The organism is Idiomarina sp. ST20R2A10, assembly GCF_051842345.1.
Taxonomy (GTDB): Bacteria; Pseudomonadota; Gammaproteobacteria; order Enterobacterales; family Alteromonadaceae; genus Idiomarina; species Idiomarina loihiensis.
Genome location: NZ_JBNIEY010000006.1, coordinates 111,964 through 136,959, shown reverse-complemented (window position 1 = coordinate 136,959; position 24,996 = coordinate 111,964). Strand labels below are relative to the sequence as shown.

Here is a 24,996-nt window from a genome sequence, read left to right as displayed (position 1 = left end):
GCGATAAGAGCAGGAATGACAGTCAATGAGTTGGCTGATGAGCTCTTCCCATACCTTACGATGGTAGAAGGCTTAAAATTATGCGCTCAAACGTTTACTAAAGATGTTAGCCAATTATCTTGCTGCGCTGGGTGAGATAACCTAGCTTAACTTCACTGGACAGTTACCAATATTTCGGGTTTAGCTGCTGGTTGGTGATAGGTTAAGCTAGTTCAGAAGTGATAATAGTTGTTATAAGCACTTTTTTTTCATTCATATTAGCTCTTATTTGTCTCACTTATTTGACAATAAGTTTTCCTAGATACCTTTGCATCTGACAATGAAAATCGTATTCTCCGGTCTTTAATACTGGCAATTCGATCAACTTTAACTTATTGGTCGGTAAAGTATCGCTGATCCCCAGATCAGGAATAAGCAAAGTTTCAGAGCAACAGATTTAAAGGCTTCCAGTTTGACAACAATCTCATTTAGCCGTTTTCATTTGTTTATTATATAACGTTACAATTAGCCAGCCAGTAATCATAGCTCCCAAGGACCACCCGAATAATCCCGTAACAAATCCACTAAAACTCAAATGCCACTCGAAACCAGAGAGTTTTCCGTGAACCATGCCTTCTGTTAAAGCCATCATGCTAGAGGGCATAATAAGCACTAGCAAGCTACAAACTCCCCATAAAACTGCGAAAGCACCGCCAGCTGCTAAGCCAAATTTCTTTGCATTAAGTTTCATAACTTCCTCCTTAAAAATACCGTTGTAAATTAGATATATTGAAAAAGTACCGCTACTTGCACACTGCAAGTAGCGGCATTTCCAACGGAGAGCTTAATCTCTACTACATTTCCTTTTTTTCTTCACTCTGATGTTCCATCATCTGCTCCATCATCATTTGCATCATATCCATTCTATGCTCCATCATTTTCATTTTATTCATCATATTCTCTTTGCCCATTTGCTCTGCTTTGTCTCCCTTTTTATGTTCTCCTTTGTTCATGCCTTTATCCATCCCATGGTTCATCATTTGCATTCCCTTCTGCATTGACTTCATGTGTTCTTCCATTAGTTTTTTACGTTTCTTGGGATCGGATTCGCTTTTTATTTTTTCCATAGCTTCGCGCATTTCTTGCATGTGCTCATTCATTGATGTCATTTTTTCATGATGCATCATTCCACTCATTGAACCTGTTTTATCATCACCATGTTTATGCTGTGCATCAGCAAAGACAGGAGAGGCCATTAAAGCTGTGATAGTTAAAGCTGAAAGTACTTTTTTCATTTTATTACCCTCTTGACTATGACCAAATTGTATTGGTCTCATTAATTTTACTTTGTTTCACTATCGTTAAATCTTGGAGCCCACGCTGACGTAGACCTCATATAACGGCGATATTTATTGCCGAATCCTTCAATGCCTTCGATGAAATTGAATTTCATCGAATCTAACGGGAAACTTTTAAAGCTCATATTGTGACCTGGACGTTTTAAGCCATTTAACCGACAACTAGCTTTCCCCGATACATTTGCATCTGGCAATGAAAGTCGTACTCTCCGGGTTCCAGCGCTGGTATTTGAATTTGCTTTAATTTGTTAGAAGGCAACGTTTCACTTATTTCTAGCTTGGGAATGAGCAAAGTTTCAGAACAAGGCGATTGATCCTTCCGCAGGAACTTAAGTTCAACCGGTTTACCTTCAGGTATTTTTATTCTCGAAGGCGAGTAGGTACCGTTTTCGACGGCAATCACCAAATCACCTTCTCCCAGCTTCAGCTGCTGGGGCTTGTAAAGCCAAAACCACCAGACGATCAGCGCGATCAAAGTGATACCAGCAATATTAATGAATAACATGTTTATTCTCCTGAATGCGTCAGTGTTAGAAGGTGCGTTAATGTTTCTTGGCTTTGAAAAAGCGTAACCGGTTAGCGTTACTCACTACCGTAAGAGAAGAAAAAGCCATTGCTGCACCAGCAATAACCGGGCTCAATAGCATTCCCAAAAACGGGTACAGAACGCCTGCGGCAAAAGGAATACCCGCTACGTTGTAAATAAAAGCACCAAATAAGTTTTGCTTAATATTGCGCAGCGTGGCCTTGCTCACCGCGATCGCATCGGCAAGCCCATGTAACGACCCACGCATCAATGTAATATCGGCACTTTCAATAGCAACGTCCGTCCCAGTGCCAATAGCGAAGCCTACATTGGCAATAGCTAGCGCTGGCGCATCATTAATACCGTCTCCCGTCATACCAACAATTTCGCCTTCCATCTGCAGTTCCTGAACCTTTTTTGATTTTTCTTCCGGCAGAACTTCGGCAAAAAATTCTTTAATTCCTACTTTTTCAGCAACTGCTTGTGCAGTCGCGCGATTATCACCAGTAAGCATCACTACCCGCACACCATTATCTTTCAAACGCTTGATGGCAGCGACAGAGTCGTCTTTTATGGGATCTGCAACGGCGATAATTGCAGCCAATTCATTATTAACAGCAAAGTACATTGGTGTCTTAGCTTCAGCTGCTAATTCTTGGGCTTTTTCAATAAAGTTACCGAGCTCAATTTGACGTTCACGTAAAAGTTTTTCATTACCAAAAAGGAGGGACTTCCCGTCTACTTTAGCCTCCACGCCATGGCCAGCAATCGCATTGAAGTTTGAGACTTTAGTTGTTTCAATTCCTCTTTCCCGAGCTGATTCAACTATCGCCTGTGCCAGCGGATGTTCAGAGCCAGACTCAAGTGTGGCTGCAAGTTGCAGTACTGTTTGCTCATCGTACTCACTGGCTACTAATACATCGGTTACTTTGGGAGAGCCAAGTGTGATGGTGCCCGTTTTATCAAGGATCATAGCCGACACTTTCGAAGCAGTTTGCAATGCTTCGCCATTGCGAATCAGGACACCTGCCTCTGCGGCTTTTCCTACACCCACCATTACCGACATAGGCGTAGCCAGACCTAATGCGCAAGGGCAAGCAATAATCAAAACGGTAGTCGCTGACACCACGGCAAAGGCTAGTGCCGGCTCAGGCCCAAAGTTAAGCCAAGCTAGAGCACTGATAACAGCAATAATCATAACAACAGGCACAAAGTAGGCTGAAATAATATCGGCAAGACGACCAATTGGGGGCTTAGAGTTTTGCGCCCGTTTCACCATGTTAATAATTTGAGCAAGTGCTGTATCTTTACCAACTCTCGTCGCTTGAAACAAAAAGGAGCCGCTCTTATTTATAGTTCCAGCCACGATTTTATCACCAGCAGCTTTTTCCACTGGCATGGGTTCACCCGTTAACATAGATTCGTCAACGGTGGTATTTCCCTCGGTTACCTCCCCATCTACGGGAATTTTTTCTCCCGGACGGACACGCACTAAATCGCCCTGAAGTACTTTTTCGATGGCGATATCCAATTGTTTATCGTCACGAATCACCCTAGCTGTTTTGGCCTGCAAACCAATGAGACGCTTTATGGCTTCGGACGTGCGCCCACGAGCTTTCAGTTCAAGTGCCAACCCCAGATTGATCAAACCGATAATCATCGCAGTCGCTTCAAAGTAAACGTGACGCGCCATTTCCGGAACCAGGTGTGGAACGATTACAACCACCATAGAATACAACCAGGCTGTACCAGTACCAAGCGCGATCAGCGTATCCATATTAGCGGAATGATTTTTCAGGGATTGCCAGGCACCAACAAAGAAGTGTTTGCCAGAGAAATAAAGTACACCTAACGTTAGAATACCTACGACTAACCATGTCACACGTTCTGAGGTAGTGGTAACCGTCATTTCACCAACAAAAAGGCTATAAATCATTAGGGGTACACCTAACGACAGCGCGACGGTCATCTCACGCATCAGTCGCTTATAGTAAGCCCAGTCGGCTTGCTCTTTTTCTGCCAACGCATCATCGCCACTTTGGGAAGTGGCTACTTTAGCGCTATACCCCGCCTTCTCTACCGCTTTCACTAAAGCGCTCGGACTTGCTGTTCCTGTCACACTGACTGTTCGCTGCGCAAAGTTCATCTCTGCATTTTCCACACCGGATACAGACTTTAGTGCACTCTCGATTTTGCCAACACAACTCGCGCAACCGGCTCCCTCGATAATGAGTTCCTCAATGGAACTACTACTAACGTCCTCAGTTTTCACACCCATACAAGTGCTCCTTATTTATGGAAAATTAACCAAATCAGGGCTCTTTCCCACAAAGTACCAACGATAAAATTTTCACTAACTACATATCCGAAAATCGGTTCGCAGTTTGCACCATTCGTTTAATTTCATTTTCTTCAACGTTTTTTACTGTTTCTAACAGCTCTTTTGCGCTGTCTATATCAACACGGGAATATAGGTGTTCATACAACTCAATGACTTGCTCATGATGGTTTACAATGTTCTCCATAATGTGATCAGTATCTAACTCTTTAAAAGGCGAATCACAGTGTCCATGCTCAACGATGGGATGTTTCCCAATATAGTCATAACACCAAGTGTCTAATGCATTTCGGTTTGCTGTACTCAAAAAACCTTCGACCATTCGCTCTAAGCTAGCCTCATGACCCGACACGTAGTTTAGAATCATCCGAGCTCGTTCATCTTGGTTTTGTTTAGAGCAGTGAGTAACACACTCCTTCAGGTTTTTGTGGAAATCAACGGTCCAACTCAGCACATCTTTGATTGTTTCTATTTGCATTTTTTACTCCTTACCTATAATTAATCGTTACTTTCGTTTGCTTTTGTTAACTGGCGGACTTCTGTGACAACTCCACGGTGTATGTTCCGAATTATCTTTAATATTTTGGTCAATAAACTTGTAGTACTCTTCTTTCAGATGAGTCCACCACCCACTATTTATTTCAACACCAAACTTCCTGAGCTTTTCCTCTATAACATTGAGATCCACTTTAGAGGCATCATAAGCTACCAATAACAAGTTATGCTCAGAGTCATAGGCAACGCTATCAAGACCAACCAAGCGATCGATTTCGTTAATCGCTTCGCGAACTTTTTTCACACTCTCAGTGTTTAGCTTTAACGTGCGATTGACTAAGTTAATTTCCCGCACTCCGGCTCTATGATCGTTAGTTGACATTAGTACTGTCCTGTTAATTAAAACTACCAATACGTTTCAGGCAACATTTGCTCGGTGTTAACTTTGTAACGAAAGCTCTTTATTAGTGGCTGCTCGTTTATCGTGAACCCAGAACAATTCATCGATTGGCGAGATAGAAACTAATCCCTCGTTAGATACCCCAGTATGGGCCGCTTCAACTACCAAGAGGGCAACATCACGCGCATCATCACTGTTCACATAAACTTCAAGCTGTACGTGATCAACTAAGTGATCATCGTTATAGCTATCGAAGTAGTAACCCCGTCCTCGCACAGGAAACAGCGTAAAGCCGCTAACGCCACGGCCGATGAGAGCCTCTTCCACTGAGTCTTGTCGAAGTTGATCAAAAATAGCGGTAATTTTAGATAGGTTCATATATTCTCCTACAAGCCTTAAGTCACTTAACTTAAGAGCTCTATCTAGCATGATTAAATTTCGAAAAAAGTTTTAATTGAAATTCAGCAGGAGCTATTTCGGAGGATAAAAAATATCAAAAGACATTTGCTTAACATTCCCTTCATATGAAAGAGGATGCTGCAAGTAACCAATTGACTTTATTGGTAAATTGAACGGAATTAATACTAAAGGTGAGCTTGCAGAGTTGCACTCCGCATCCATTAAACATGTATCAGCAGAGTCAGTTAAACAATAACAGCACGTTTTACTGGCAGGTTGTTCGTCGTCATCACAATGAATGTTGCTTTTTCTCTCGTTTGCAACATCTGCCTGATTAACGTTGATTACGTGCTCTGCGCTGGAGGCAGTATTATGGACAGGAGCAGCTGGGAAGGATAGTTGAATCACTATTCCTAGCATAAGCACAACTAAAAATTTTGTTTGAGCCATATGTGTGTCCCCAATCCCGAATTTTAACCTAGCATACTTGTTAGCGCACATCATTGATCAAGATCAATGATGTGCGTCTCTTAACTAAAATAATTGGTCTTATACACGCTTAACCTTTTGCCCACGCCACAAGTAGTAAACAGCAGGTAATACGAGCAAGGTTAAGATAACAGCGCTGATCATTCCTCCAACCATTGGCGCCGCTATTCTACTAACCACCTCAGCCCCAGTCCCTGTACTAAACATTATAGGCAATAAACCAGCAATTGTAGAAACGGCCGTCATCATGACGGGGCGAACACGAAGTCCTGCCCCTTCCATTACGGCGAGAGAGAGACCCTCTTTCGTTAATGCTTTACCATGCTCTAACTGACTTTTTTCATATTCATTATAGGACTGGTTTAAGTAAGTCAGCATTAGTATTCCTATTTCTACAGTGACACCGGCTAGAGCTATAAAACCAACCGCTACAGCAACTGAGAAATTATAATCTAAAAGATACATTAGCCAGATTGACCCCACCAATGCGAGAGGCAAAGTTCCCAATATAATGGCTATTTCTGTAACGTTTCGAAAGTTCATATATAAAAGAACGATAATAATCGCGAGCGTTAACGGAATCACGTAAGTCAGTTTTTCCTTTGCCCTTTCCATATATTCGTACTGCCCGGACCAGGTAACTGAATACCCTGCTGGCAACTCGAGTTCTTGTTCTACAACCTTCATTGCTTTTTCAACATAAGTGCCGACATCAACTCCCTCAATGTCGACAAAAGTCCAGCCATTAAGTCTTGCGTTTTCGCTTTTAATTGCCGGCGGTCCAAGTTCAACGTAGACATCAGCCACATCCGCCAAACTAATACGCTGCCCGTTTGGCGTAACTAAAGGTAGCTTCTTTAATTCTTCCGGCGAATCACGGTAATCTTGAGGGTAGCGCAAGTTTATTGGGTAACGTTCAAGCCCTTCAATGGTCTCTGAAACATTCATTCCGCCAATAGCCGTGGCAACAACCTGCTGAACATCCTCAATGTTCAAGCCATAACGTGCAGCCTGCTCTCTTTTTATGTCGACTTTGACATAGCGTCCACCAGCCACTCGCTCTGAATAAACAGAAGCCGTACCATCGACATCATCAAGTATCGTTTCAAGCTGCTGACCGATCTTCTGAATTTCATTAAGATCAGCTCCGGCAACTTTTATACCTACCGGCGTTTTTATACCTGTCGATAACATATCAATGCGAGTTTTAATGGGGTAAACCCACGCATTGGTCAGCCCCGGAAACTTTACAAGCGCATCCAGTTCTTTTTTCAACTTCTCAGTGGTCATACCGTCTCTCCACTGATCTTTCGGTTTCAGTTGAATAAAGGTTTCAATCATCGTTAGGGGTGCCGGATCAGTGGCGGTATCCGCTCGACCAATTTTGCCAAAAACCGTCTTCACTTCCGGTACCGTTTTTATGAGCTTGTCGGTTTGCTGCAACAGCTCCCTTGCTTTACCAATTGATAATCCGGGATAGGTAGTGGGCATATACATCAAATCGCCCTCATCCAAATCTGGAATAAATTCACTACCAATTTTGTCAATCGGCCAGACACCAACGGCCAGGATAACAAGCGCTCCGACAACTGCTGTCTTGGGGTATTTCAAAATGCCTTTTAAAAGCGGTTTATACCCGGCGATCAATAACCGATTAAGCGGGTTTTTCCCCTCAGGTGTTACCTTTCCTCTGATAAAATATCCCATCAACACGGGGATAACGGTAACCGCTAAGGCTGCACTGGCTGCCATTGCGTAAGTTTTCGTGAAAGCAAGCGGAGAAAACATCCGCCCTTCCTGGGCTTCTAAGGTAAATACCGGCATAAAGCTGACGGTAATAATGAGCAAGCTAAAGAAAAGAGCAGGGCCCACCTCTGAAGCAGAGGCGGCAACCACCCGCCAGCGGTTCTCTGCTGTCAGTGGCGTTTTTTCCATATGCTTATGCATATTTTCAATCATGACGATGGCACCATCGAGCATAGCGCCAATAGCGATTGCGATCCCTCCAAGTGACATAATATTCGCGTTAATTCCTTGCCAATACATGACAATAAACGCGGTTAAAATACCCAAAGGCAAGCTGATAACGGCAACCAGCGAGGAGCGGACATGGAAGAGAAATATCACACAGATAAACGCGACAATAGCGAGTTCTTCTATTAAACTTTTCCAGAGACTTTCCACGGCATCCGAGATAAGCCCCGAACGATCATAGACAGTGACTATATCGACACCTTCTGGTAGCCCAGACTTTAATTCTTCCAACTTTTGTTTAACGCCATCAATCGTTTTTTGGGCATTTTCTCCGAAACGCATTACCACAATACCACCCACGGCTTCTCCCTCACCGTTGAGTTCGGCGATACCGCGTCTCATTTGGGGGCCCACACCCACATCAGCAACGTCTTTAAGCAATAATGGCGTGCCATTTTCATCAACGCCAAGCGGGATACTCTCTAAGTCTGACACACCATCAATATAGCCTGAGGCCCGGACCATATACTCAGCTTCCGCCATTTCAACCACCGACGCCCCCACTTCCTGATTACCTCGCTGGATAGCATTTTGTATGTGAGCAAGAGGAATATCGAATGCGCGCAGCTTCTCCGGATCCACTTTCACCTGGTACTGCTTTACCATCCCGCCGAGGGCGGCAACTTCCGAAACCCCCTCGACCGTTTGCAGTTCATACTTTAAAAACCAATCCTGCATACTGCGTAACTCACTCAAATTGTGGTTACCCGTACGATCAACCAAGGCATACAAATACACCCAACCAACCCCTGTTGCATCAGGGCCTAATTGCGGTCTTGCATTAGAAGGCAGTGTCGGAGCAACCTGAGACAAATATTCCAGTACTCGCGAACGCGCCCAATAAGCGTCTGTATCTTCGTCAAAAATGACATACACATAGGAGTCGCCGAAAAACGAATATCCACGGACGGTTTTAGCGCCGGGGACAGACAGCATAGCGGTTGTTAATGGATAGGTTACTTGATCTTCTACCACCTGCGGCGCTTGACCCGGATAGCTGGTTTTAATGATCACCTGGACATCCGACAAGTCCGGCAGTGCGTCTACGGGCGTATTCTTAACCGCAAAAGCACCAACACCCACGAGGATTAATGTCGCCAGAAGAACGAAAAAACGGTTACTCACTGACCATCGAATGACTGACTTAATCATGGTTATGCTCCTGCTCTGTCACTTGTTTTTGCTCAGGAATATGAATCGATGTGAGCTGGTACTGTTGCTTCCCGACTTGCGTTATTTCCGCATGCAAGGATAACCCCGTGCTAAGCTGAGAAAGTTCAACATCCGAAGCAACATCGAAGTCCATCGTCATTGCAGGCCAGTCCCATTCAGAAATCTCACCGTGCTCCAGCGTAACCATCGAGTGCTGAGGCATAACATTTTTAACGGTTGCTTCAACCCAGACAGCTTGAGCTGCTGCGTCACTTGACATACTGTCGTGGCTCTCGCTATCAGTGTTAGAGTCGTGGTTCATACGTTTAAAGTCGGAAGACTTACTGGACTCAGAGTCAATTAAGAACTGAGCCGATGTAACAATTTCATCACCTGCCATAAGACCCGATAAAATCTCAACTCGCGAGCTCCCTAACCGCCCAACGTCAACATTAACTGATTTAAATTTCCCATCACCCAGTGCCAGGACAACTCGGTTCGAATCACCCATTCGGATAAGCGCCTCTTTAGGGATGATTAAGTTTTTGTCGCCTAAACCAGCCTTAATGTTAAGATTCGCAAACATGCCCGATTTTAAAAAACCATCTGGGTTGTCGAAGTAAATTCGAACTTGTCCCGTCCGAGTTTTAGGGTTAAGTGACGGATAGACATAATCAACCTTTCCTTGCCACTCTTTACCTGGAGCATACTCAAGGTTCATTTGAACGTCATTGCCTACCTCAACCTGGTTCAATTGCCGCTCAAAGACTTCTGCAATAACCCAAATTTTATCCAGTTGAGCAATGGTCATTAAATTCATACTCGGCGTTACAAACGCACCTTCACGCACAGTCAGTCTATCCAATACCCCGGACTGCTTTGCTTTTACCGTGATTGTTTTCTGAATTTTACGAGTTTCTTTTAACTTCTTAATCTCAGATTCAGAGACTTGCAGAGCTCTTAAGCGTTCTTCAGCGGCATCAATTAGCACCTGATTACCTCTTTGCGAGGCCAATACAAGCTCCTCTTGCGCATTAACCATTTCAGGAGAGTAAATACTGTATAAAGGCTCGCCGGCTTTAACCGAGTTACCAACCGCTTTTACGAAAAGCTTCTCAATCCAGCCTTCAACACGGGGATTTACTGTTAATACTCGGTCCTCATCAAACTGAACATAGCCAACTGTTTCGATATCTAGGTTGAGTCTCGAGGACGTGACGGTTGCAGTTGTAACCCCAAGGTTATTAATAACGTCGGGATCAATTCTCACCGTACCAGGTGAACTCTCTTCTGCATCATCGCCATAGTAAGGAATAAGGTCCATCCCCATTGGAGACTTTCCTGGTTTGTCTCGACGATAATTGGGATCCATCGGAGCCACCCAATATAACGGCTCTTTTTCTGCATTGCCCGATGAACGATCAGACACTTCAGTCGATTGCATTACATAGCCAATAGCGCCAGCGCCAACTGCAAAGCCTACAGCTAAACTTATAAGAGATTTGGTGACTGTTTTCATTTTACACTCCTGAAAGTAATAAGTAGTTTGCTTCGGCAATCAATTTTTGGCGGTTGATGGCGATTGCTAATGCATCAATTTTTGCGTCGATTTCCGCAATCTGTGACCGTACCGCCTCGGCAAAGTCGCCATCATCATTGTTGTAGGCAGTCAATGCGGCTTCAGACTGGGCGGACATTTGTGGAAGTAGCTCTTCGTGATATAGGGCAGCACGTTCATTCAAACGGTTCAGTTGTAAAAACGTACTGCGTAAATTGGCTATTAACTGCCTGGCAACCAATAACTTCTCATTTTTTTTCGCTTCCGTTCTAAACTTTGCTGAGCGTACTTGCTTATCCTGTTTGTTATCAGTAAATAAAGGGACATCGAACGTAACCCCGGCTGACAGCAAGTTGGCACGGTCATTGCCGCTTGGATCGTCGTTTCTATGGCCATATTTCAGATTGGCTGACCATTGCGGTTTATAGCCTTGCTGAGCGAGCTCGACAGACGTCTCCGACGCCAAAATGTCTTGATCGGTCGCTTGCAAAACCGGGTGTTCTTTTATCAATTCGTACAAGGCTTGTTTCGGTATTGTCGAAGGTGATAGCAATGTCTTCTTCAGCGTAAGACTCGGAAGGTCATCCGGTAACGTTGATTTCGCTATAACACCTATCCATTCCGACAATTCGCTTTGAAGTCGCTCCTCTTTTTGTCGCAGTGACGTCAACCTATCATCCAGGCGTGTAAGCTCAAGTTGGGCTCTAACAACATCTTGCTGCCGTGCTTTTCCCTCGGTACTGGTATAACTCGCCTTAGCCGTCGACACTAACTGTTCAAAAAGTGCTCTATCCGATTCAAGCAAGCGAATACTTTGCTGAGAGAAAAAAACATCTAACCACAACTTCGTGACCGTTGTTTTGACTTTAGCAATGCGATCCGCTCTCAAAAGCGGTTGTTTTTGAGCTAATTGGTTTTTCTGCTTACGAGACAACGATAATGTGTCTCCTCTGGGAAATGCTTGTGAAACACCGACGACTAACTGGGTCATTCCTTCCTGTCTTGAACTAAAACTGTCAACCGGGAAACTGGCAGCCGTGAGCGATATTTGAGGGTCAGGCAAACTGGAAGAGGCTATTGCTTCACTCGCGAATGCTTCTTGGGTTTGCTTACTTGCCGTTAACCAAGGATCTTCTTGTACAGCGATACTCACTGCTTCTTGCAAATTCAAAAGCGGCTCTTGTGCACTAACAACATTTGGCACTACTGCAGTCAGAACACTTAAATAAGCCATTCTTCTTAAAAGTTTCATATTGTTACTCTCAAAAACTGTGAATTTTTAAATTAAACACAGACCCAAGTTATGAGTCAACGACGTCGTAACGACAATGACCGAACCAAAGCTTATAGCTGTGCTTTTACCTGGACGATAAACGCGCCAGGAGCGAGAAATTTCGTATTTTTAAGAGTGGATTGGGGGGCGAAAAAGCGAGAGAGAATGCTTTTCTTTAATATTCGTATCTAAGAATGAAGAAGCGTTAAAAAGCAGCTTTTCAACAGGAGGAACGGTGGATTGCTCAGAATAAACGACAGTAATTGACGGGCTGTAACAATGACGCATCATTGAATCAGAGCAACAGTTATCGGTAAGAGAATGTGACACTTCGCAATCTGCAAGATCGCAAACCTGCTCAGTAGAATCGTGCATACATGCCTCTTCCGTACTGATAGTTTGTGAAAATGACATTGTTGTTACTGCCAATAGCAATAGAGCAATGATTAAACGATACATGCGAAGCTTTACTGTAAAAACATTTTAAAATAATATCTCTTTGTCTGATAAAGATCAACCGATTAAAAGAAGTAGCCATAACTAGGTAATGAATCTAAGTGATAATACAGCTCCCATATCACCACCCAGATTCATCTTTAATTCAGGCATTTTTACGCGCTAAATACCAAAGTCATCGAACCTTACTTGTTCTCGCGGAACGCCAAAGTCAGCAAGAGACTTTAACGTTGCTTTCAGCATTGGTGGAGGACCACACACGTAAACGTCCAATGTGTTTTTGTTTTCATCTGCCAACCATTTCATTGCGGTTTCGTGCACAAAGCCAGTGTGCCCGGCCCACGCATCTGATTTAGCAACCTCTGAAAGTACCGGTATATAATTTAACCGCTCATCTCTTTCGAACTCATCCCTATAACAGAGCTCTTTTTCATATCGTGCGCCGTAAAAAAAGATACAGCGACGAGGAGAGCCTGCTGCTAATTCACTTTGTATTAACGCTCTCAACGGTGCAATACCCGCGCCGCCCCCGATAAAGACTTGCGTGTGATTATTTTGTTTCGTCAGCTGAAAGTCACCAAATGGTCCAATAGCATCGACATGAGCGCCAGGCTCTAAATTACACAAGTAGTTTGAACCGATGCCTGGGGGCATCCCTTCACTTGGCGAGGGCAGTTGTCGTACGTTAAACACAAATCGAGTCGGGTGAGGCCGCGTAGCAACAGAGTAATGTCGTGACAATATTTCGTTTAAGTGTGGAATACGAAACTGCATAAACTGCCCGGCTTCATAATTAACGGGCTCTGAACTCACAAAGGTAAGCTCCATAATGGATGGAGTCAGTTGACGCTTTGAATCGAGTGTTAAAGCTATATCACTAACCCCCTCATTATGTAACTTTACTTCATAATTTGTTGAGGTTCTGTGTTGGCAAGATAACCGCATCCCCGCGTCTAATTCATTGGCGCTCAATAACGCTTTTTCAGCGGCTTTAGGACTAGGTATATCGCTGCCTTGTAGTGTTACTTTACATAATCCACAAGTTCCACCTCCACCACAGCTGCTGGCAATTGGTTTCCCTTTCTGTTGAAAGTATTCTAGCCATGTTTTTTTCCGATTTGGATTAAAGTCACCGTTAGTAATATTTCGGCCTAAAAGAATTAGCCCGGATAACGAAAACCAAAGAGCGAATAACCCGGCACTCCAAATCAATAAATGATTAAAGCTTCGGCCACCAGTGTAATCCATAAAATGCAGACGAAATGCCCAGTCAGCTATTGTCCATGGTGTATTGCGATGCTCCACTACCTGAGATGAGGCTTCATCGATGTATATCCGAGTATTAAGATCATCTTTAATATCAATGCGAAACCCCGAAGCTTCCCAGCCATTCACTTCATCGCTTCCCATGACTCTTTCAACCGCTTCGACGTGACCCGGACCATTATAGCTACTGAGCGCTAATTGGGTTGCCAAAGCCTCACCGGTAGACCAGTTTTCGTTTGTGTTAGCGTTGAAATACAGGACATTTCCATCTGCCAATGTCACTTGATACTGACCAACCCCAGCAACACTTACCAGTTCAATTAAATGTGCTGATGGAAACCTTTGGTACATTTCAGTAAAGTCGACCTGAGTTGCTAATTTTTTAAGCGGCGGCTTAGAGTTTTCGGAGACCATGTATTGATGACCCGACATTCCATGATGGCCAGTTATACTGAAAAAGAAACCACTCACTAGCCACAAAGCGACCTGAATAACTAAAATTAAACTCACCCAACGATGAAGCCATTGTATAAACCTTATCATTGGGCACCTCCGATCGGTCTTCTTTTAAACGTTATGGTATAAAGGAGCAAAACAATGCCCGTTATCATTAAAATAAATGTACCGATAATAAAGGCTTTTAACCACCACGTTTCTATATCCACACGTTCATCGTAGTCCATTATGTGTAGCATCCAGACAATGTCGAAACCACGCCAGAAAGTGTGTCGTTTTACGAGCAAATCACCCGTTGTTTCAGACAAGTAAAGGCTGGTATTACCAAAGTCATCGTAGTTCACTTGCCATACTGGCAACAAAGTTTCACTAATTTCAGTTGGTGGGTTATCCGTCATATAAACAACGGATTCAATGTCTGCACTCTCTTGTGCGTAGTATCGGTTGGCCAAGTCTTCAATATGATGCTGAGTTATTTCAATGCGCTCTAACGATTTTGCATTAACCAAAAACTCACCTTTATCACTTTTTAACTTGTATACTGGCTGTAGCTTACCATCTAGTCTGCGAGCCTCTAGTGAGGCTTTTTCAGTTTCAGGATAACGCGTTAATAACTTATCTAAATCTGATACCTCAGTACCTTCAGGTAAAGGCTGACTAACATCCTGAACTAAGTGATCTCCGTGAATATAATCCAAGTCGAAGAACACCATGTAAGCACCACTTATTGTCCAAATGACCATTTGCAAGCCAAAAACCAAAGATAACCAGCGGTGCCAGACTCTCCATTGACTCGAACGTTTTTTTTCCGACATGTCGTCCTACCTCAAATTTCATATAAAAAGGCTGCCGCTCCCAGGGAAAAACGACAGCCAGTTCACTAATCAAAAGCTGTAACGTACCTTCAAGTACAACTGACGACCTAATAAGTCGTAAGTCATAGTGTCAGTATTTGCGTCCGTCCAGCTTTGAATATAAGGCGGCTCTTTTTCTTAACGCTTTTTACGTAAAAACAAAATCTCACCAGCGGCAATCAATGCCATACCGATAAGAGACGCCCAAATCACCAGCGGATCGCTCGTCCATTTCACCCATATAAAAGCGACTAAAACGATGACGTCTAGCGTGATTGCGCTGACAAGTATGTAAATATTGGCATTCACCTTTTGCCTTAGATGCCGTAATACGCCCCAGTGTATCGCAATGTCCATCACGATATAAAAAATAGCGCCCAGTGACGCAATTCGACTCAAATCGAAGAATGCCGCTAAGATCATAGCCATAACAATGGTGTAAACCAGCGTATGCTTCTGAATGGAACCTGGCATGCCAAAATGACTGTGTGGAACAAGCTTCATATTGGTCAACATGGCTAACATTCTTGAAACGGCAAATGCGCTGGCAATCACTCCTGATACCGTTGCTACAATTGCAAACGCAACCGTCACCCAGAGTCCAGTTTCACCGTAGACGGGTCTGGCTGCTTCAGCAAGCGCATAGTCTTTCGCTGTCACAATCTCATCAATCGACAAGCTCGAACCAACGGTCAGGGTGACTAGCACATATATTAGCGCGCAGATAACCAGCGAAATAATAATGGCACGCCCGACGTTCTTCTTAGGCTCAACAATTTCACCGCCACTATTGGTTATTGTTGTAAACCCTTTGTATGCAAGTATGCTTAAAGCAATACCCGCTAAAATACCGCCACCCGAAGCTTCTTCTGGAATAGCAGATATCGATTCAAACTGAATGCCTGAGGCCCACAAACCACCAGCAGCTAAAATGACCAACCCTAAAGTCTTAACAAAGGCCATAAAAAACGAGAACGTTTGAATAAACTGATTACTCAAAATATTGATAAAAAACGCAAAGACCAGCAAACCCACCGCCAACAAAGGGATAAGCCACTGCGCTTCAAAAGAAATTAACTGGCTGGTATAAGACGCAAATGTCCGAGCGACTAAACTTTCATTAATCACCATAGAAAAGTACATCAAGAGTGCGAATATTGCCGTCACACTTCCTTTTCCATAAGCTTTACTGAGGAACATCGCAATACCGCCCGCTGACGGATAGGCTTTCGCCAACTTAACGTAAGAGTAAGCGCTAAAGCCGGCAATGATACCGCCGCACACAAACGCCAGGACAAACCACTCTCTTGCCAGCTGAGCAACTTGTCCGGTCAGTGCAAAAATACCAGCGCCAATCATCACACCAGTCCCCAGCGACACCGCCCCCCAAAGACTCAGGCTGCTTTTCTGATAATCCTGATGTCCGTGTTCATGATCGTGTTCTGCCATAATCAGCTCCTGTGATTGAACTCAGTTGGACCAATGGATCCGGATAATTTTCCAGCCAGACTCAGTCGTATTTGATACGGTTACGGTTTCATTCATCGTTAAATCAACCTCACGCCCGTTATACTCCCCGGAAACGCTATACCGAGAAGTGATCACAGCAAGGCCATCGGCTTCTTGTACTGTCCTTTCAAGCAACTGTGAAGGAACCGCCTGGCTAAACTTAATATCTGACTTAAGGTGATGAGCACTGTACTCGGCCAAGGATCGTTCAACACCACCACCTTCAAAGATAAACACATCATTGGAAAGCAGATCTTTAACGACTTCCGTGTCACCTTCAGTCAAAGCCGTTCGAAACCTATCAAGCACAACTGTCGGTTCAGATACTTCCTCGGCACTACTAGGCGCTGAAATAAACATTACCGAAACCATAAAAACACTCATGAATAATTTCATTCTTCTTATTCCTTACATTAACCGGGGGAAAACGCGCTGCTTAGCGCAGAAGCCAGGGTAAAAATAGTGACAGCCAATACCATTTCCGCCGTTATGGAGTTTTTGAGTCGCTTGGCGGCCGCGTTATCATTTAATTGCGGTACGAACTTTAATTTATGCAATGCGGCAACAAGGAGAATCAGCGCCACAAACACAAGTTTCGCTAGTAGTACCGTGTCATACGACGTAAGCGGCAGCTCTGGCATCCATCGCCCTGTTGCACTACGATACATAACCAAGCCCGCAATAAGGAGTATTGGAACCGCTGCAGACATATGCACACCAAAACGCTCCATAATGGCTTTCGCTTTAGCAAGCGGTACCGACGTTGCCAGCTTTCGCAATGAGTTAAGACTGCCGAACCAAACCCAAGCGACTAACAAGTGTGTTAAAAGCGCTAGCTTTCCCCACCAGACGGCGTCACTGCCGTGACCAATACTTAAAAAGCTCCATCCCATGAGTCCAATGGCGACAACATATAGCACCCACTTTATACGTTTTAGCTTAACAACGGAGTAAACAATCCAAGCAATAGCAACCGCTATCTGAAGTTGGATGAACAACCCAACAGGGCCGGTCCATATAAACTGCATGTAGGTCGTGTCAATCATGCCGGCAAAGCCTTCAGCAGCAAAACTACCGACTTTCAGAAAAAAATACAGAAGGCTTGCCAGTAATAGAAGCAACGCAACAAGGCTATTCTTTCGTTCAGACTGCTTTTTTAAACCGGACAAATAAACGATATAAGGCGAGGCGGTCATCACCGCGTTAAGCCAGAATATAAAGGCCAACGTTAAAACGCTGGCCACACTCCAAAGGGTCATCATTTCACCTCAAAGCTAAAATCACCCGATATTTTATGACTGTCCCCACCCATTGCCGTCCAATAAACCGTATAACCACCTGACGCCAAATTGTTTTTAACAGCAATTTCGTACGCTGCTTTGGGAGTCATGCTCATCGAAAAGTCCAGCGGATGCATTTTACCGTCATCTGAGTGCAGCATAATTTTAGCCAGACGAACATCACCGGAAAAATTCATCGTAATTTCCGTGGGTGGCTCCGATAAAGTGGCACCGTCTTCGGGGCTACTGGATATCAAGCCGACGTGAGCGCTAGCCCATGCACTAAAAAATAACGCGGTACCGAAGGCTAATTTAAGTATGTTTTTCATGTTGTTTCCTCTTTGTTTATTATCAATTAAAACCAAACTCTGGCCCCAAGGACCACGCCTGTTTCTGTGGTGTCCTCACCCATTCGTTTCATTTCATCTGCCGTGTTGCCTAACGCGCCGTTCCAATAAACACCAATGTAGGGTGCAAACTCACGACTGATTTCGTGACGATAACGCAACCCCACACGCAAGTTGCTCAAGCCACTTTGCCGTTCATATTTGTCTGAATCTGTCAGGTTGGCTGTTAACTCAATGCGAGGTTGTAAGTACGAGGTTTGTGTTAACTGCCACTCGTACTCGGTTTCGCTAACAAATTGGACATCGCCTTCTTCGTTCATCATCAGCGAGTTATCCATTTCGAACAAATAGGGCGCCAACCCCATAAAACTCACGACAGCATAATTTTCCATAGACGCGTCCGACGATAAGGTACCTCGCGTACCAATACCGGCCTGAAACGACCAAAACGGAGACACCAAGTATCCATACAGCAGTTCGGCTCTTTCTAAGTCAGTGGGCTCACCGTCGTCTTGAACATTCTCCCCTTCACTCTTGAAAACAGCTCGGTGATAGTCACCGCCATACCAAGCAATCATGTCCCAGACGGCTAGGTTCTCTTCCTCGTTGGTTCGCGTTAACTCCAACCGATCGAACAGTACTTGCCCGGTGTAATATTCTTTGACGGGTTCAGGCCAGCCTTCCTCTGCATGTCCCGCCATTGCCACTGCGGGTAAAAGTGCTGTAGTGAACAACAATGATTTAGCGTACATAGCCTTCCTCCTTATGCGACATTGACCACACGGAACATACCCGCTTTCATGTGATACAACAGGTGACAGTGGAACGCCCAACTACCCGGCGCGTCTGCCGTTATCAATAACGACACTTTTTCGCTCGGCTTCAGGCTAATCGTATGTTTGCGTGGGCGTGGATACTGTCCGTTTTCAAGTTCCATCCACATACCGTGTAGGTGTATGGGGTGGTCCATCATCGTATCGTTTACCATCACCAACCTCAGTCGTTCTCCATGATGAAACTGAACCGGGCCATCCACTTCGGTAAACTTCTGACCATCAAAAGACCACATGTAACGCTCCATATTACCCGTTAAGTGCAGCTCTATCTGTCGTTCGGGCTCCCGCGTATCCGGCCATTCATTCGCGCCGACCAAGTCGGTATACACTAAGACTTTATGATCAACGTCTTCCAATCCAATCCCGGGTTCATGCAAACGGCTTACCGGGTTTGTAGCAATCATAGCCGCCCCGGCGCCATGTCCGGACTCACGGTGTTTGATTTTAATGTTTTCGACCGGGAGCTCTTTTTTGTGTGTCATTTTATGCGTCATATGGCTGTTATTGCCGCCCATATGCTTCATATTCATGCTATTGCCTTTCATATCACCGGACATCGCCATCGCTCCCATGCCCATAGCGGCCATGCCTCGCTCAGGAACTTGCCGTAGTTCAGGCACTTCAGCCTCAAGACCAAGTTCCGGCGTTAATGTACCTCTGACATAACCACTTCGATCAAAGCTCTCAGCATAAATAGTGTAAGGCTTGTTTTGCTTAGGCTGGACAATTACATCGTAGGTTTCCGCCACACCAATGCGGAACTCGTCAACTGGCACTGGCTTCACAGGCTGCCCGTCAGCGGCCACTACCGTCATCTCCAATCCAGGGATTCTTACGTCGAAGTAACTCATTGCCGAACCATTAATGATACGCAGGCGTACTTTTTCACCAGGCTTAAACAATGCTGACCAGTTCATCTGTGAATCGCGGCCATTTATCAGGTAGGTATAAGTACTGCCCGTCACATCCGCAATATCACGGGGGCTCATTCGCATTTGCCCCCACATTTCTCGTTGCTTCCAGGTTTTCTCTAACCCTTGCTGTCGCACGTCCTCGAAGGTCTCAAATATCGTACGTTTTTGATAGTTATAGTACCCCTCCGCAACTTTCAAGTTACGAAACACGGTATCCGGATCTTCGAATGTCCAGTCGCTGAGAATAATGGTATGTTCTCGATCAGCACCAATGTCTCCGTCTTTCGGTTCAATCACTAACGGCCCCAGGTGTCCCAATTGCTCCTGCAAACCGGAATGGCTGTGATACCAATAAGTTCCGTTTTGCTCGACATCGTAGCGGTATTTGAACGTTCGTCCTGGCTTTATCCCTTCGAAAGATACGCCAGGCACGCCATCCATATTCTCCGGCAATATAATTCCGTGCCAGTGAATTGACGTGTCTTCCGACAACCGGTTAGTCACATTTAGCTTTGCTCGCTGCCCTTCTTTTAAACGAATCAAAGGGCCCGGCATTTGGCCATTGATGGTTATTGGTGCTCCTACTTTATTTCCCACGAGCAGTGGGGACTTTGCAATGGTCAGATCAATCTCATCGTTTGTCAGGATCTGATCTTTAAAACTGCGTCCCTGAGGAGCAGCCCAAGTTGGGGCTACTTTGGCGATTGCTAAAGCAGACGCCACAGTGAATGCAGATTTAATAAACTTTCGACGCCCTTTGTTAAACTCATTGCTCATTATGACGCTCCTCTTTTGAGGTTAAATTTTGATAACGTTGAACGTCCTGTTCCTTATCAGACGGCTCATCAGAAACCGATGATTTAAACCCTTTAATCGCACTACCAAGATCGGAGCCCAGGGTTCGTAGCTTTTTACTACCAAAAAGAAGAATGACAATAACTAGTAAAATTCCTAGCTGAACCATACTCAAGCCGCCAAAACCCATATCTAAAGCCCTTCATTTGAGAGTGCTTGCTGCTGCTCTAAACTTGCTATCTGCTTATAAGGTGTAATTGAACCGTCCTCTTTGATTTCATAGACCGTATACGGTTGAAACCGAGTACCCATTTCCATACCAACAGACCCTGCCGGCATGCCAGGAACAGTTAATCCAATGCCATTGGCTGACTTTTTCCCAGCTAAATAATGAGAAACCAATGTAGGAGGAACGTGCCCCTCAAAGACATAGCCATTACTAGAAATAGCAGTATGACAGGATTGGACCTCGGCACTAATACCGGCATCACGTTTTCGTTGGGTCAAGTTGTTCGGATGTTGTACGGACACACTAAAGCTATCCGGTAAAGCTTGTAACCACTTTTCACAGCAACCGCAGTTGGGATCTTTTAGAACGGTTAGTTGCTGCTCTTCTACATCGGTTGCAGATACAGACACGGAAAATAGCATCGCCAAAACAGCGATATTGCGTTTGATAGACATAATTATTCACCTATTAATAAGTTTTAAGGGAACACGCCGAGCGTGTGTTAAATTTCTAGTAACTTACTAAGCGGTAATTATTGGGGGACGGAATAAATTAGACGCGTGTTTAGCACGAATGGAGGTGTCAACGGGCGCATCGACTTTGGCAGAGAGGTTAACTGCAGCGGCATTAACCGAAGAAGACTGTCCGACAAATAAAACCGAGCCGCCGGAGCAATGCCGAATTGTCATGTCAGCACAGCACGAGTTGTGCTTTTGCTTCTCATGTTCGCAGTCGCTTACGTCTGCTTTTTGCATCATGCTGTGCTGCATTTGTCCTTTACCATGACATGCGTGAGCCTCTGCCGTTTGCGAAAACGACATCGACACCAATAGCACTGTCATTAATAACAGAAATCGAATTAGCACGAGCACCCTGCTTTTTGCAATTTAATAAACTTCAGTCTAACGTCATTTTAACGCATGTCAAATAAGGAGCAGATAATGATGAATCACGAAATGTTCGCAGGTATGGGCTTTCTATGGATGCTGATTGTGGGAGCTATTTTTATTGTTCCCGCATGGCGTATCTGCCAACGAGTTGGCTACCCTGGTCCATTGGGTCTTCTGATTGTTATCCCTATCGCAAATATCATTCTTCTTTACTTTATAGCGTTCGGCCCATGGAAAAATGTTGATAAATAGCTAATTCACTTTAACCAAAGCAACAAGTATAGCTTTTCATCTCTGATCAGAAGCACGAATTTATTTGCCACTACACGTTCACAAGTTGCAGACCACTATAGCTATGTTCAACGTGTTAAGCGAGTATTGGGCATAGCCAAAAAGTTAAAAGATTCATTTGTGAAAAAGCTTTCAATCAAAAAACTAAAGCTGAAGTTTTAGTAACAAGGTAAGTAACACGCTTGAATCTTAATATTTTTTATCCACTATAAAACAATAAGTTATTAGATCTTATCGATTCCGCCTCCGCACCAAGCATTCTCAAGCCCTGCACGCAAGTGCGGGGCTTTTTGCATTTTAGCCATTGTGCCAGTTTTGTACCAGTAGCCTGATGTTCACATCAGGTGCGATATCTCACCTGACATAAATGTCAGGCTACATGCGCTCACAGAAGGTTAAACGGGTCATCCACAGAGCGGGATGGTTCGGTAAACCAAAAAGCCCCCTCTTCGCTCATATAAAAGTGGTCTTCCAGGCGCACGCCAAACTTTTCCGGGTTAATTACCATAGGTTCATTACTGAAGCACATTCCCGGTGCCAATTCGGTCTTGTCCCCACCGACTAAATACGGCCATTCATGCAAGTCCATACCGATACCATGGCCTGTTCTGTGCGGTACACCGGGTAATTGATAATCGGCTTTTAAACCCAGTTCGCTCAATTTAACCCGAACTGCGTCATCAACCGATTCGCAGGTTTTACCTATATGAGCCGCATCAAAAACAGCCTGCTGTAAGTCTCGTTCATACTGCCAGAACGTCTGTTGCTCTTCAGTCGCGTTGCCAAAGGGGTAAGTACGGGTGATATCAGAGTGATACCCGTGCAGCTTGCAACCGGTATCAATAAGCACCCAGTCGTTTTTCTCCAGCTTCTGCTCGTAATTAACACCGTGCGGGTAGCTGGTTCCTTTACCAAACAGCACAATACAGAAAAACGACCCAGACGCGCCCACCTTTCGGTGTGCTTCATTAATAAAACCTCTAACTTCAGAAGCGGTTACGCCCTCGTGCAGCATGGCACCGGTGGCTCTGTGCACGGCCATGGTCATATCCATAGCCGTCTGAATTAACGCCAGCTCTGCGGGCGACTTATGCATACGACAGGCAGCGGTAATGACTTTTGCGTCACACATTGTTTCAGCTGGCTTGCGCTCTTCCAGCTTCGCTACAACGCTGTATGGTGTGGACTCATCCAACGCCAATTTATAGCCATCAGAAAAATGCTCCGCTAAAAAGTTCAGCAACCGTTCATAAGGTGATTCATGTTCGTCCCACAAAACCGTATCCATGGGCAGTATCATAGCCTGGGTTAATGAACCGACTTCAAACGCGGGCGCTATTAAGGTGACATTTCCCTTAACCGGGATAACGGCGCCGACCAAACGTTCACTGGGGTACCACTTCAAGCCGGTAAAATATTCCAGGTTAGTACCTGCGTTTAAATACATAGCGCTGATGCCTTTTTCCTGCATCAATTGCTGTGCCTTAGCAACGCGCTGCTGGTACTCTTCCAGTGTAATAGGCTTAACACCTTCAGTCATATCTTCCAACGCCCCGAGCGCCTCGTCTAACTTCGCAATTCCTACGCCATGCGCCATAAAACTCTCCTTATTAAGTCTGCCAACAGACAATAGTGGATATCGAACGGTCAATTATGTTCAAACTCACTTGATTAAAGCCGCTAGGTCGAACATTACTCTATAAGCGAGTAATCTAACTCGCGACATGAACAATCTCAACTGACTGTAAACCACGATTTGTTTTCCATTGAATAGATTGCCCTACGGAAAGACCAATAAGCGCCGCCCCTAAAGGAGCAAAAACCGATAAGCTGTCATCATATTTATCTACCTGATCAGGTGCAGTCAGAGTTTTAGTAAACACTTTCCCTGTTTCTAAAACCTTAAAGGTCACCTGCCGATTCAGACAAGCAACATTGGCCGGCATAACATTCGGCTCAACAATTTTGGCGCGAGCCAGCTCAACTTCTAACTCATCCAAAAACTCCCGAGGCAAACGCGTCTCATCTAAATGATGCTCAATAACTGCCATATCGACACATGAAATAACGATGTTAGGTCTAGTATTCATATTCTCTCCCATAAAAAAGGGCTCCGGAGAGCCCTTTAAGTCTACTCATCAAGTTTCTTTTTCTTCTTTTCTTTTCGTTTTTCTTTCAATGTTAATTGTGGTTTTTTCTTTTGTTTTTCTTTACTCATTGGATTCACCTTATCTGTTCAAATGTTTAAATTAATCCGCACTTTGCACAACTAAGTTACTCCAAGGCACTACCCTCCGTTAAATTCATTTCTAAGCATTATCAGATGCGGGACGATTTTGATTTACCGTCAGGACTTCCCACTTTATTGATATATCTTTAACGATAACTGTTGCAATATCGCCTACGCGAAGCCCAAGCAACGTCGAGCCTAAGGGAGAAATAAAAGACACTAGATAGTTGTCGGTATCCGCCAGCTCTGGTGGAACCAACCTAACCTTTACCTGCTCCATTGTTTTCACATTACGCAGAACAACGGATGCTCCAACTCGAATTCGTTTTTCAATTAACGCTTCTTTTGACTCACTGAATTCAAGCCTATTCAGTAAAATACTAAGCTCCACGGGATCAATCAGCATTTGCTGCCCCGCTTCCTGAAAAATTGGGTTTGACGGACAAACCGAGGTTTTACAAAACCTGAATGCACGCTTAAGCACGGCTTTATCTCCAACCGAACTGAACATAAATTATTTAAAGGGAATAACAGACAGACTTGCCGGACGCTTAAGGCGCGTCCGGCTTAATTTGGAAAGGTGAGAGCGGTGCTCTGTATTGAATAGTTAGACTTAAACATGATGTCCTCTTAACAACTGAA

General features: G+C 44.5%; 27 protein-coding genes. 1 reads left to right on the top strand and 26 read right to left on the bottom strand.

Annotated elements, in window-relative coordinates; genetic code table 11:
• Window positions 1-277: 277 nt before the first annotated feature.
• The 23 genes from ACP7H9_RS10395 to ACP7H9_RS10285 all read right to left on the bottom strand — a co-directional run bounded on the left by ACP7H9_RS10395 (window position 278) and on the right by ACP7H9_RS10285 (window position 21,809).
• Window positions 278-418, bottom strand: coding sequence for a cupredoxin domain-containing protein (locus ACP7H9_RS10395; RefSeq protein WP_153849795.1), 141 nt, complete (start codon window positions 416-418; stop codon window positions 278-280).
• Between the two features lie 45 nt (window positions 419-463).
• Window positions 464-730: a DUF5676 family membrane protein gene (locus ACP7H9_RS10390; RefSeq protein ID WP_034818180.1), complete on the bottom strand. Its 267-nt coding sequence runs from the start codon at window positions 728-730 to the stop codon at window positions 464-466.
• A 103-nt stretch (window positions 731-833) separates the two neighbouring features.
• Window positions 834-1,274 (bottom strand): hypothetical protein, encoded by a 441-nt coding sequence (locus ACP7H9_RS10385; protein ID WP_034818226.1) that lies wholly within the window; start codon window positions 1,272-1,274, stop codon window positions 834-836.
• A 214-nt stretch (window positions 1,275-1,488) separates the two neighbouring features.
• Entirely contained in the window at window positions 1,489-1,842 is a 354-nt protein-coding gene (locus ACP7H9_RS10380; RefSeq protein WP_006956216.1) for a cupredoxin domain-containing protein, read from the bottom strand.
• Window positions 1,843-1,879: 37 nt separating this feature from the next.
• Window positions 1,880-4,141 (bottom strand): heavy metal translocating P-type ATPase, encoded by a 2,262-nt coding sequence (locus tag ACP7H9_RS10375; protein ID WP_439222734.1) that lies wholly within the window; start codon window positions 4,139-4,141, stop codon window positions 1,880-1,882.
• Window positions 4,142-4,220: 79 nt separating this feature from the next.
• Window positions 4,221-4,679, bottom strand: coding sequence for a hypothetical protein (locus ACP7H9_RS10370; RefSeq protein WP_011234470.1), 459 nt, complete (start codon window positions 4,677-4,679; stop codon window positions 4,221-4,223).
• A gap of 27 nt (window positions 4,680-4,706) precedes the next feature.
• The gene (locus ACP7H9_RS10365; RefSeq protein WP_105307085.1) at window positions 4,707-5,078 is read right to left on the bottom strand and encodes a cation transporter; all 372 of its coding nucleotides are present in this window, start codon (window positions 5,076-5,078) and stop codon (window positions 4,707-4,709) included.
• A 57-nt stretch (window positions 5,079-5,135) separates the two neighbouring features.
• The gene (locus tag ACP7H9_RS10360) at window positions 5,136-5,474 is read right to left on the bottom strand and encodes a P-II family nitrogen regulator (protein WP_006956222.1); all 339 of its coding nucleotides are present in this window, start codon (window positions 5,472-5,474) and stop codon (window positions 5,136-5,138) included.
• Between the two features lie 93 nt (window positions 5,475-5,567).
• A complete protein-coding gene (locus tag ACP7H9_RS10355) occupies window positions 5,568-5,945 on the bottom strand; it encodes a hypothetical protein (RefSeq protein WP_129496592.1) in 378 nt (125 codons plus the stop codon).
• Window positions 5,946-6,044: 99 nt separating this feature from the next.
• Window positions 6,045-9,170, bottom strand: a complete 3,126-nt coding sequence (locus tag ACP7H9_RS10350; protein WP_439222733.1) for an efflux RND transporter permease subunit — start codon at window positions 9,168-9,170, stop codon at window positions 6,045-6,047.
• Window positions 9,163-10,689: an efflux RND transporter periplasmic adaptor subunit gene (locus tag ACP7H9_RS10345; RefSeq protein WP_439222732.1), complete on the bottom strand. Its 1,527-nt coding sequence runs from the start codon at window positions 10,687-10,689 to the stop codon at window positions 9,163-9,165. Before ACP7H9_RS10345 ends, ACP7H9_RS10350 begins: the two co-directional genes overlap by 8 nt.
• Before the next feature lies 1 nt (window position 10,690).
• A complete protein-coding gene (locus tag ACP7H9_RS10340; RefSeq protein WP_439222731.1) occupies window positions 10,691-11,980 on the bottom strand; it encodes a TolC family protein in 1,290 nt (429 codons plus the stop codon).
• A 639-nt stretch (window positions 11,981-12,619) separates the two neighbouring features.
• Window positions 12,620-14,266 carry a 2Fe-2S iron-sulfur cluster-binding protein gene (locus ACP7H9_RS10335; RefSeq protein WP_439222730.1) on the bottom strand — a complete coding sequence of 549 codons (1,647 nt, stop codon included), beginning with the start codon at window positions 14,264-14,266 and terminating at the stop codon, window positions 12,620-12,622.
• On the bottom strand, window positions 14,263-14,994 hold the full coding sequence (locus ACP7H9_RS10330; RefSeq protein ID WP_011234477.1) for a PepSY domain-containing protein: 732 nt from the start codon (window positions 14,992-14,994) through the stop codon (window positions 14,263-14,265). The genes ACP7H9_RS10335 and ACP7H9_RS10330 overlap by 4 nt, the downstream gene beginning before the upstream one ends.
• Before the next feature lie 177 nt (window positions 14,995-15,171).
• Window positions 15,172-16,482, bottom strand: coding sequence for an APC family permease (locus tag ACP7H9_RS10325; RefSeq protein ID WP_417442266.1), 1,311 nt, complete (start codon window positions 16,480-16,482; stop codon window positions 15,172-15,174).
• A gap of 21 nt (window positions 16,483-16,503) precedes the next feature.
• Window positions 16,504-16,938, bottom strand: coding sequence for a YybH family protein (locus ACP7H9_RS10320; RefSeq protein ID WP_439222729.1), 435 nt, complete (start codon window positions 16,936-16,938; stop codon window positions 16,504-16,506).
• A 17-nt stretch (window positions 16,939-16,955) separates the two neighbouring features.
• Window positions 16,956-17,804: a copper resistance D family protein gene (locus ACP7H9_RS10315; RefSeq protein ID WP_234972503.1), complete on the bottom strand. Its 849-nt coding sequence runs from the start codon at window positions 17,802-17,804 to the stop codon at window positions 16,956-16,958.
• A complete protein-coding gene (locus ACP7H9_RS10310) occupies window positions 17,801-18,151 on the bottom strand; it encodes a copper resistance CopC family protein (protein WP_439222728.1) in 351 nt (116 codons plus the stop codon). The genes ACP7H9_RS10315 and ACP7H9_RS10310 overlap by 4 nt, the downstream gene beginning before the upstream one ends.
• Window positions 18,152-18,177: 26 nt before the next feature.
• Complete coding sequence (locus ACP7H9_RS10305) at window positions 18,178-18,921, bottom strand: copper resistance protein B (protein ID WP_439222727.1); 744 nt, start codon at window positions 18,919-18,921, stop codon at window positions 18,178-18,180.
• A gap of 11 nt (window positions 18,922-18,932) precedes the next feature.
• The gene (locus ACP7H9_RS10300; RefSeq protein ID WP_439222726.1) at window positions 18,933-20,696 is read right to left on the bottom strand and encodes a copper resistance system multicopper oxidase; all 1,764 of its coding nucleotides are present in this window, start codon (window positions 20,694-20,696) and stop codon (window positions 18,933-18,935) included.
• Window positions 20,686-20,904, bottom strand: coding sequence for a twin-arginine translocase TatA/TatE family subunit (gene tatA / locus ACP7H9_RS10295; protein ID WP_290654276.1), 219 nt, complete (start codon window positions 20,902-20,904; stop codon window positions 20,686-20,688). Before tatA ends, ACP7H9_RS10300 begins: the two co-directional genes overlap by 11 nt.
• 2 nt (window positions 20,905-20,906) lie before the next feature.
• Window positions 20,907-21,398, bottom strand: a complete 492-nt coding sequence (locus ACP7H9_RS10290) for a DUF411 domain-containing protein (RefSeq protein ID WP_439222725.1) — start codon at window positions 21,396-21,398, stop codon at window positions 20,907-20,909.
• A gap of 66 nt (window positions 21,399-21,464) precedes the next feature.
• Window positions 21,465-21,809 (bottom strand): hypothetical protein, encoded by a 345-nt coding sequence (locus tag ACP7H9_RS10285; protein ID WP_439222724.1) that lies wholly within the window; start codon window positions 21,807-21,809, stop codon window positions 21,465-21,467.
• Window positions 21,810-21,884: 75 nt separating this feature from the next.
• Here ACP7H9_RS10285 and ACP7H9_RS10280 point away from each other — a divergent pair, with 75 nt between their 5' ends.
• Entirely contained in the window at window positions 21,885-22,085 is a 201-nt protein-coding gene (locus ACP7H9_RS10280; protein ID WP_006956255.1) for a hypothetical protein, read from the top strand.
• A 424-nt stretch (window positions 22,086-22,509) separates the two neighbouring features.
• Here the strand turns inward: ACP7H9_RS10280 and ACP7H9_RS10275 are convergent, their stop codons facing one another.
• From ACP7H9_RS10275 to ACP7H9_RS10265, 3 genes are all read right to left on the bottom strand, one after another.
• Entirely contained in the window at window positions 22,510-23,721 is a 1,212-nt protein-coding gene (locus ACP7H9_RS10275; RefSeq protein WP_011233885.1) for a M24 family metallopeptidase, read from the bottom strand.
• 115 nt (window positions 23,722-23,836) lie between these two features.
• On the bottom strand, window positions 23,837-24,214 hold the full coding sequence (locus tag ACP7H9_RS10270) for a GreA/GreB family elongation factor (protein ID WP_324186825.1): 378 nt from the start codon (window positions 24,212-24,214) through the stop codon (window positions 23,837-23,839).
• A 219-nt stretch (window positions 24,215-24,433) separates the two neighbouring features.
• Entirely contained in the window at window positions 24,434-24,838 is a 405-nt protein-coding gene (locus ACP7H9_RS10265) for a GreA/GreB family elongation factor (protein WP_439222723.1), read from the bottom strand.
• Window positions 24,839-24,996 lie beyond the last annotated feature (158 nt).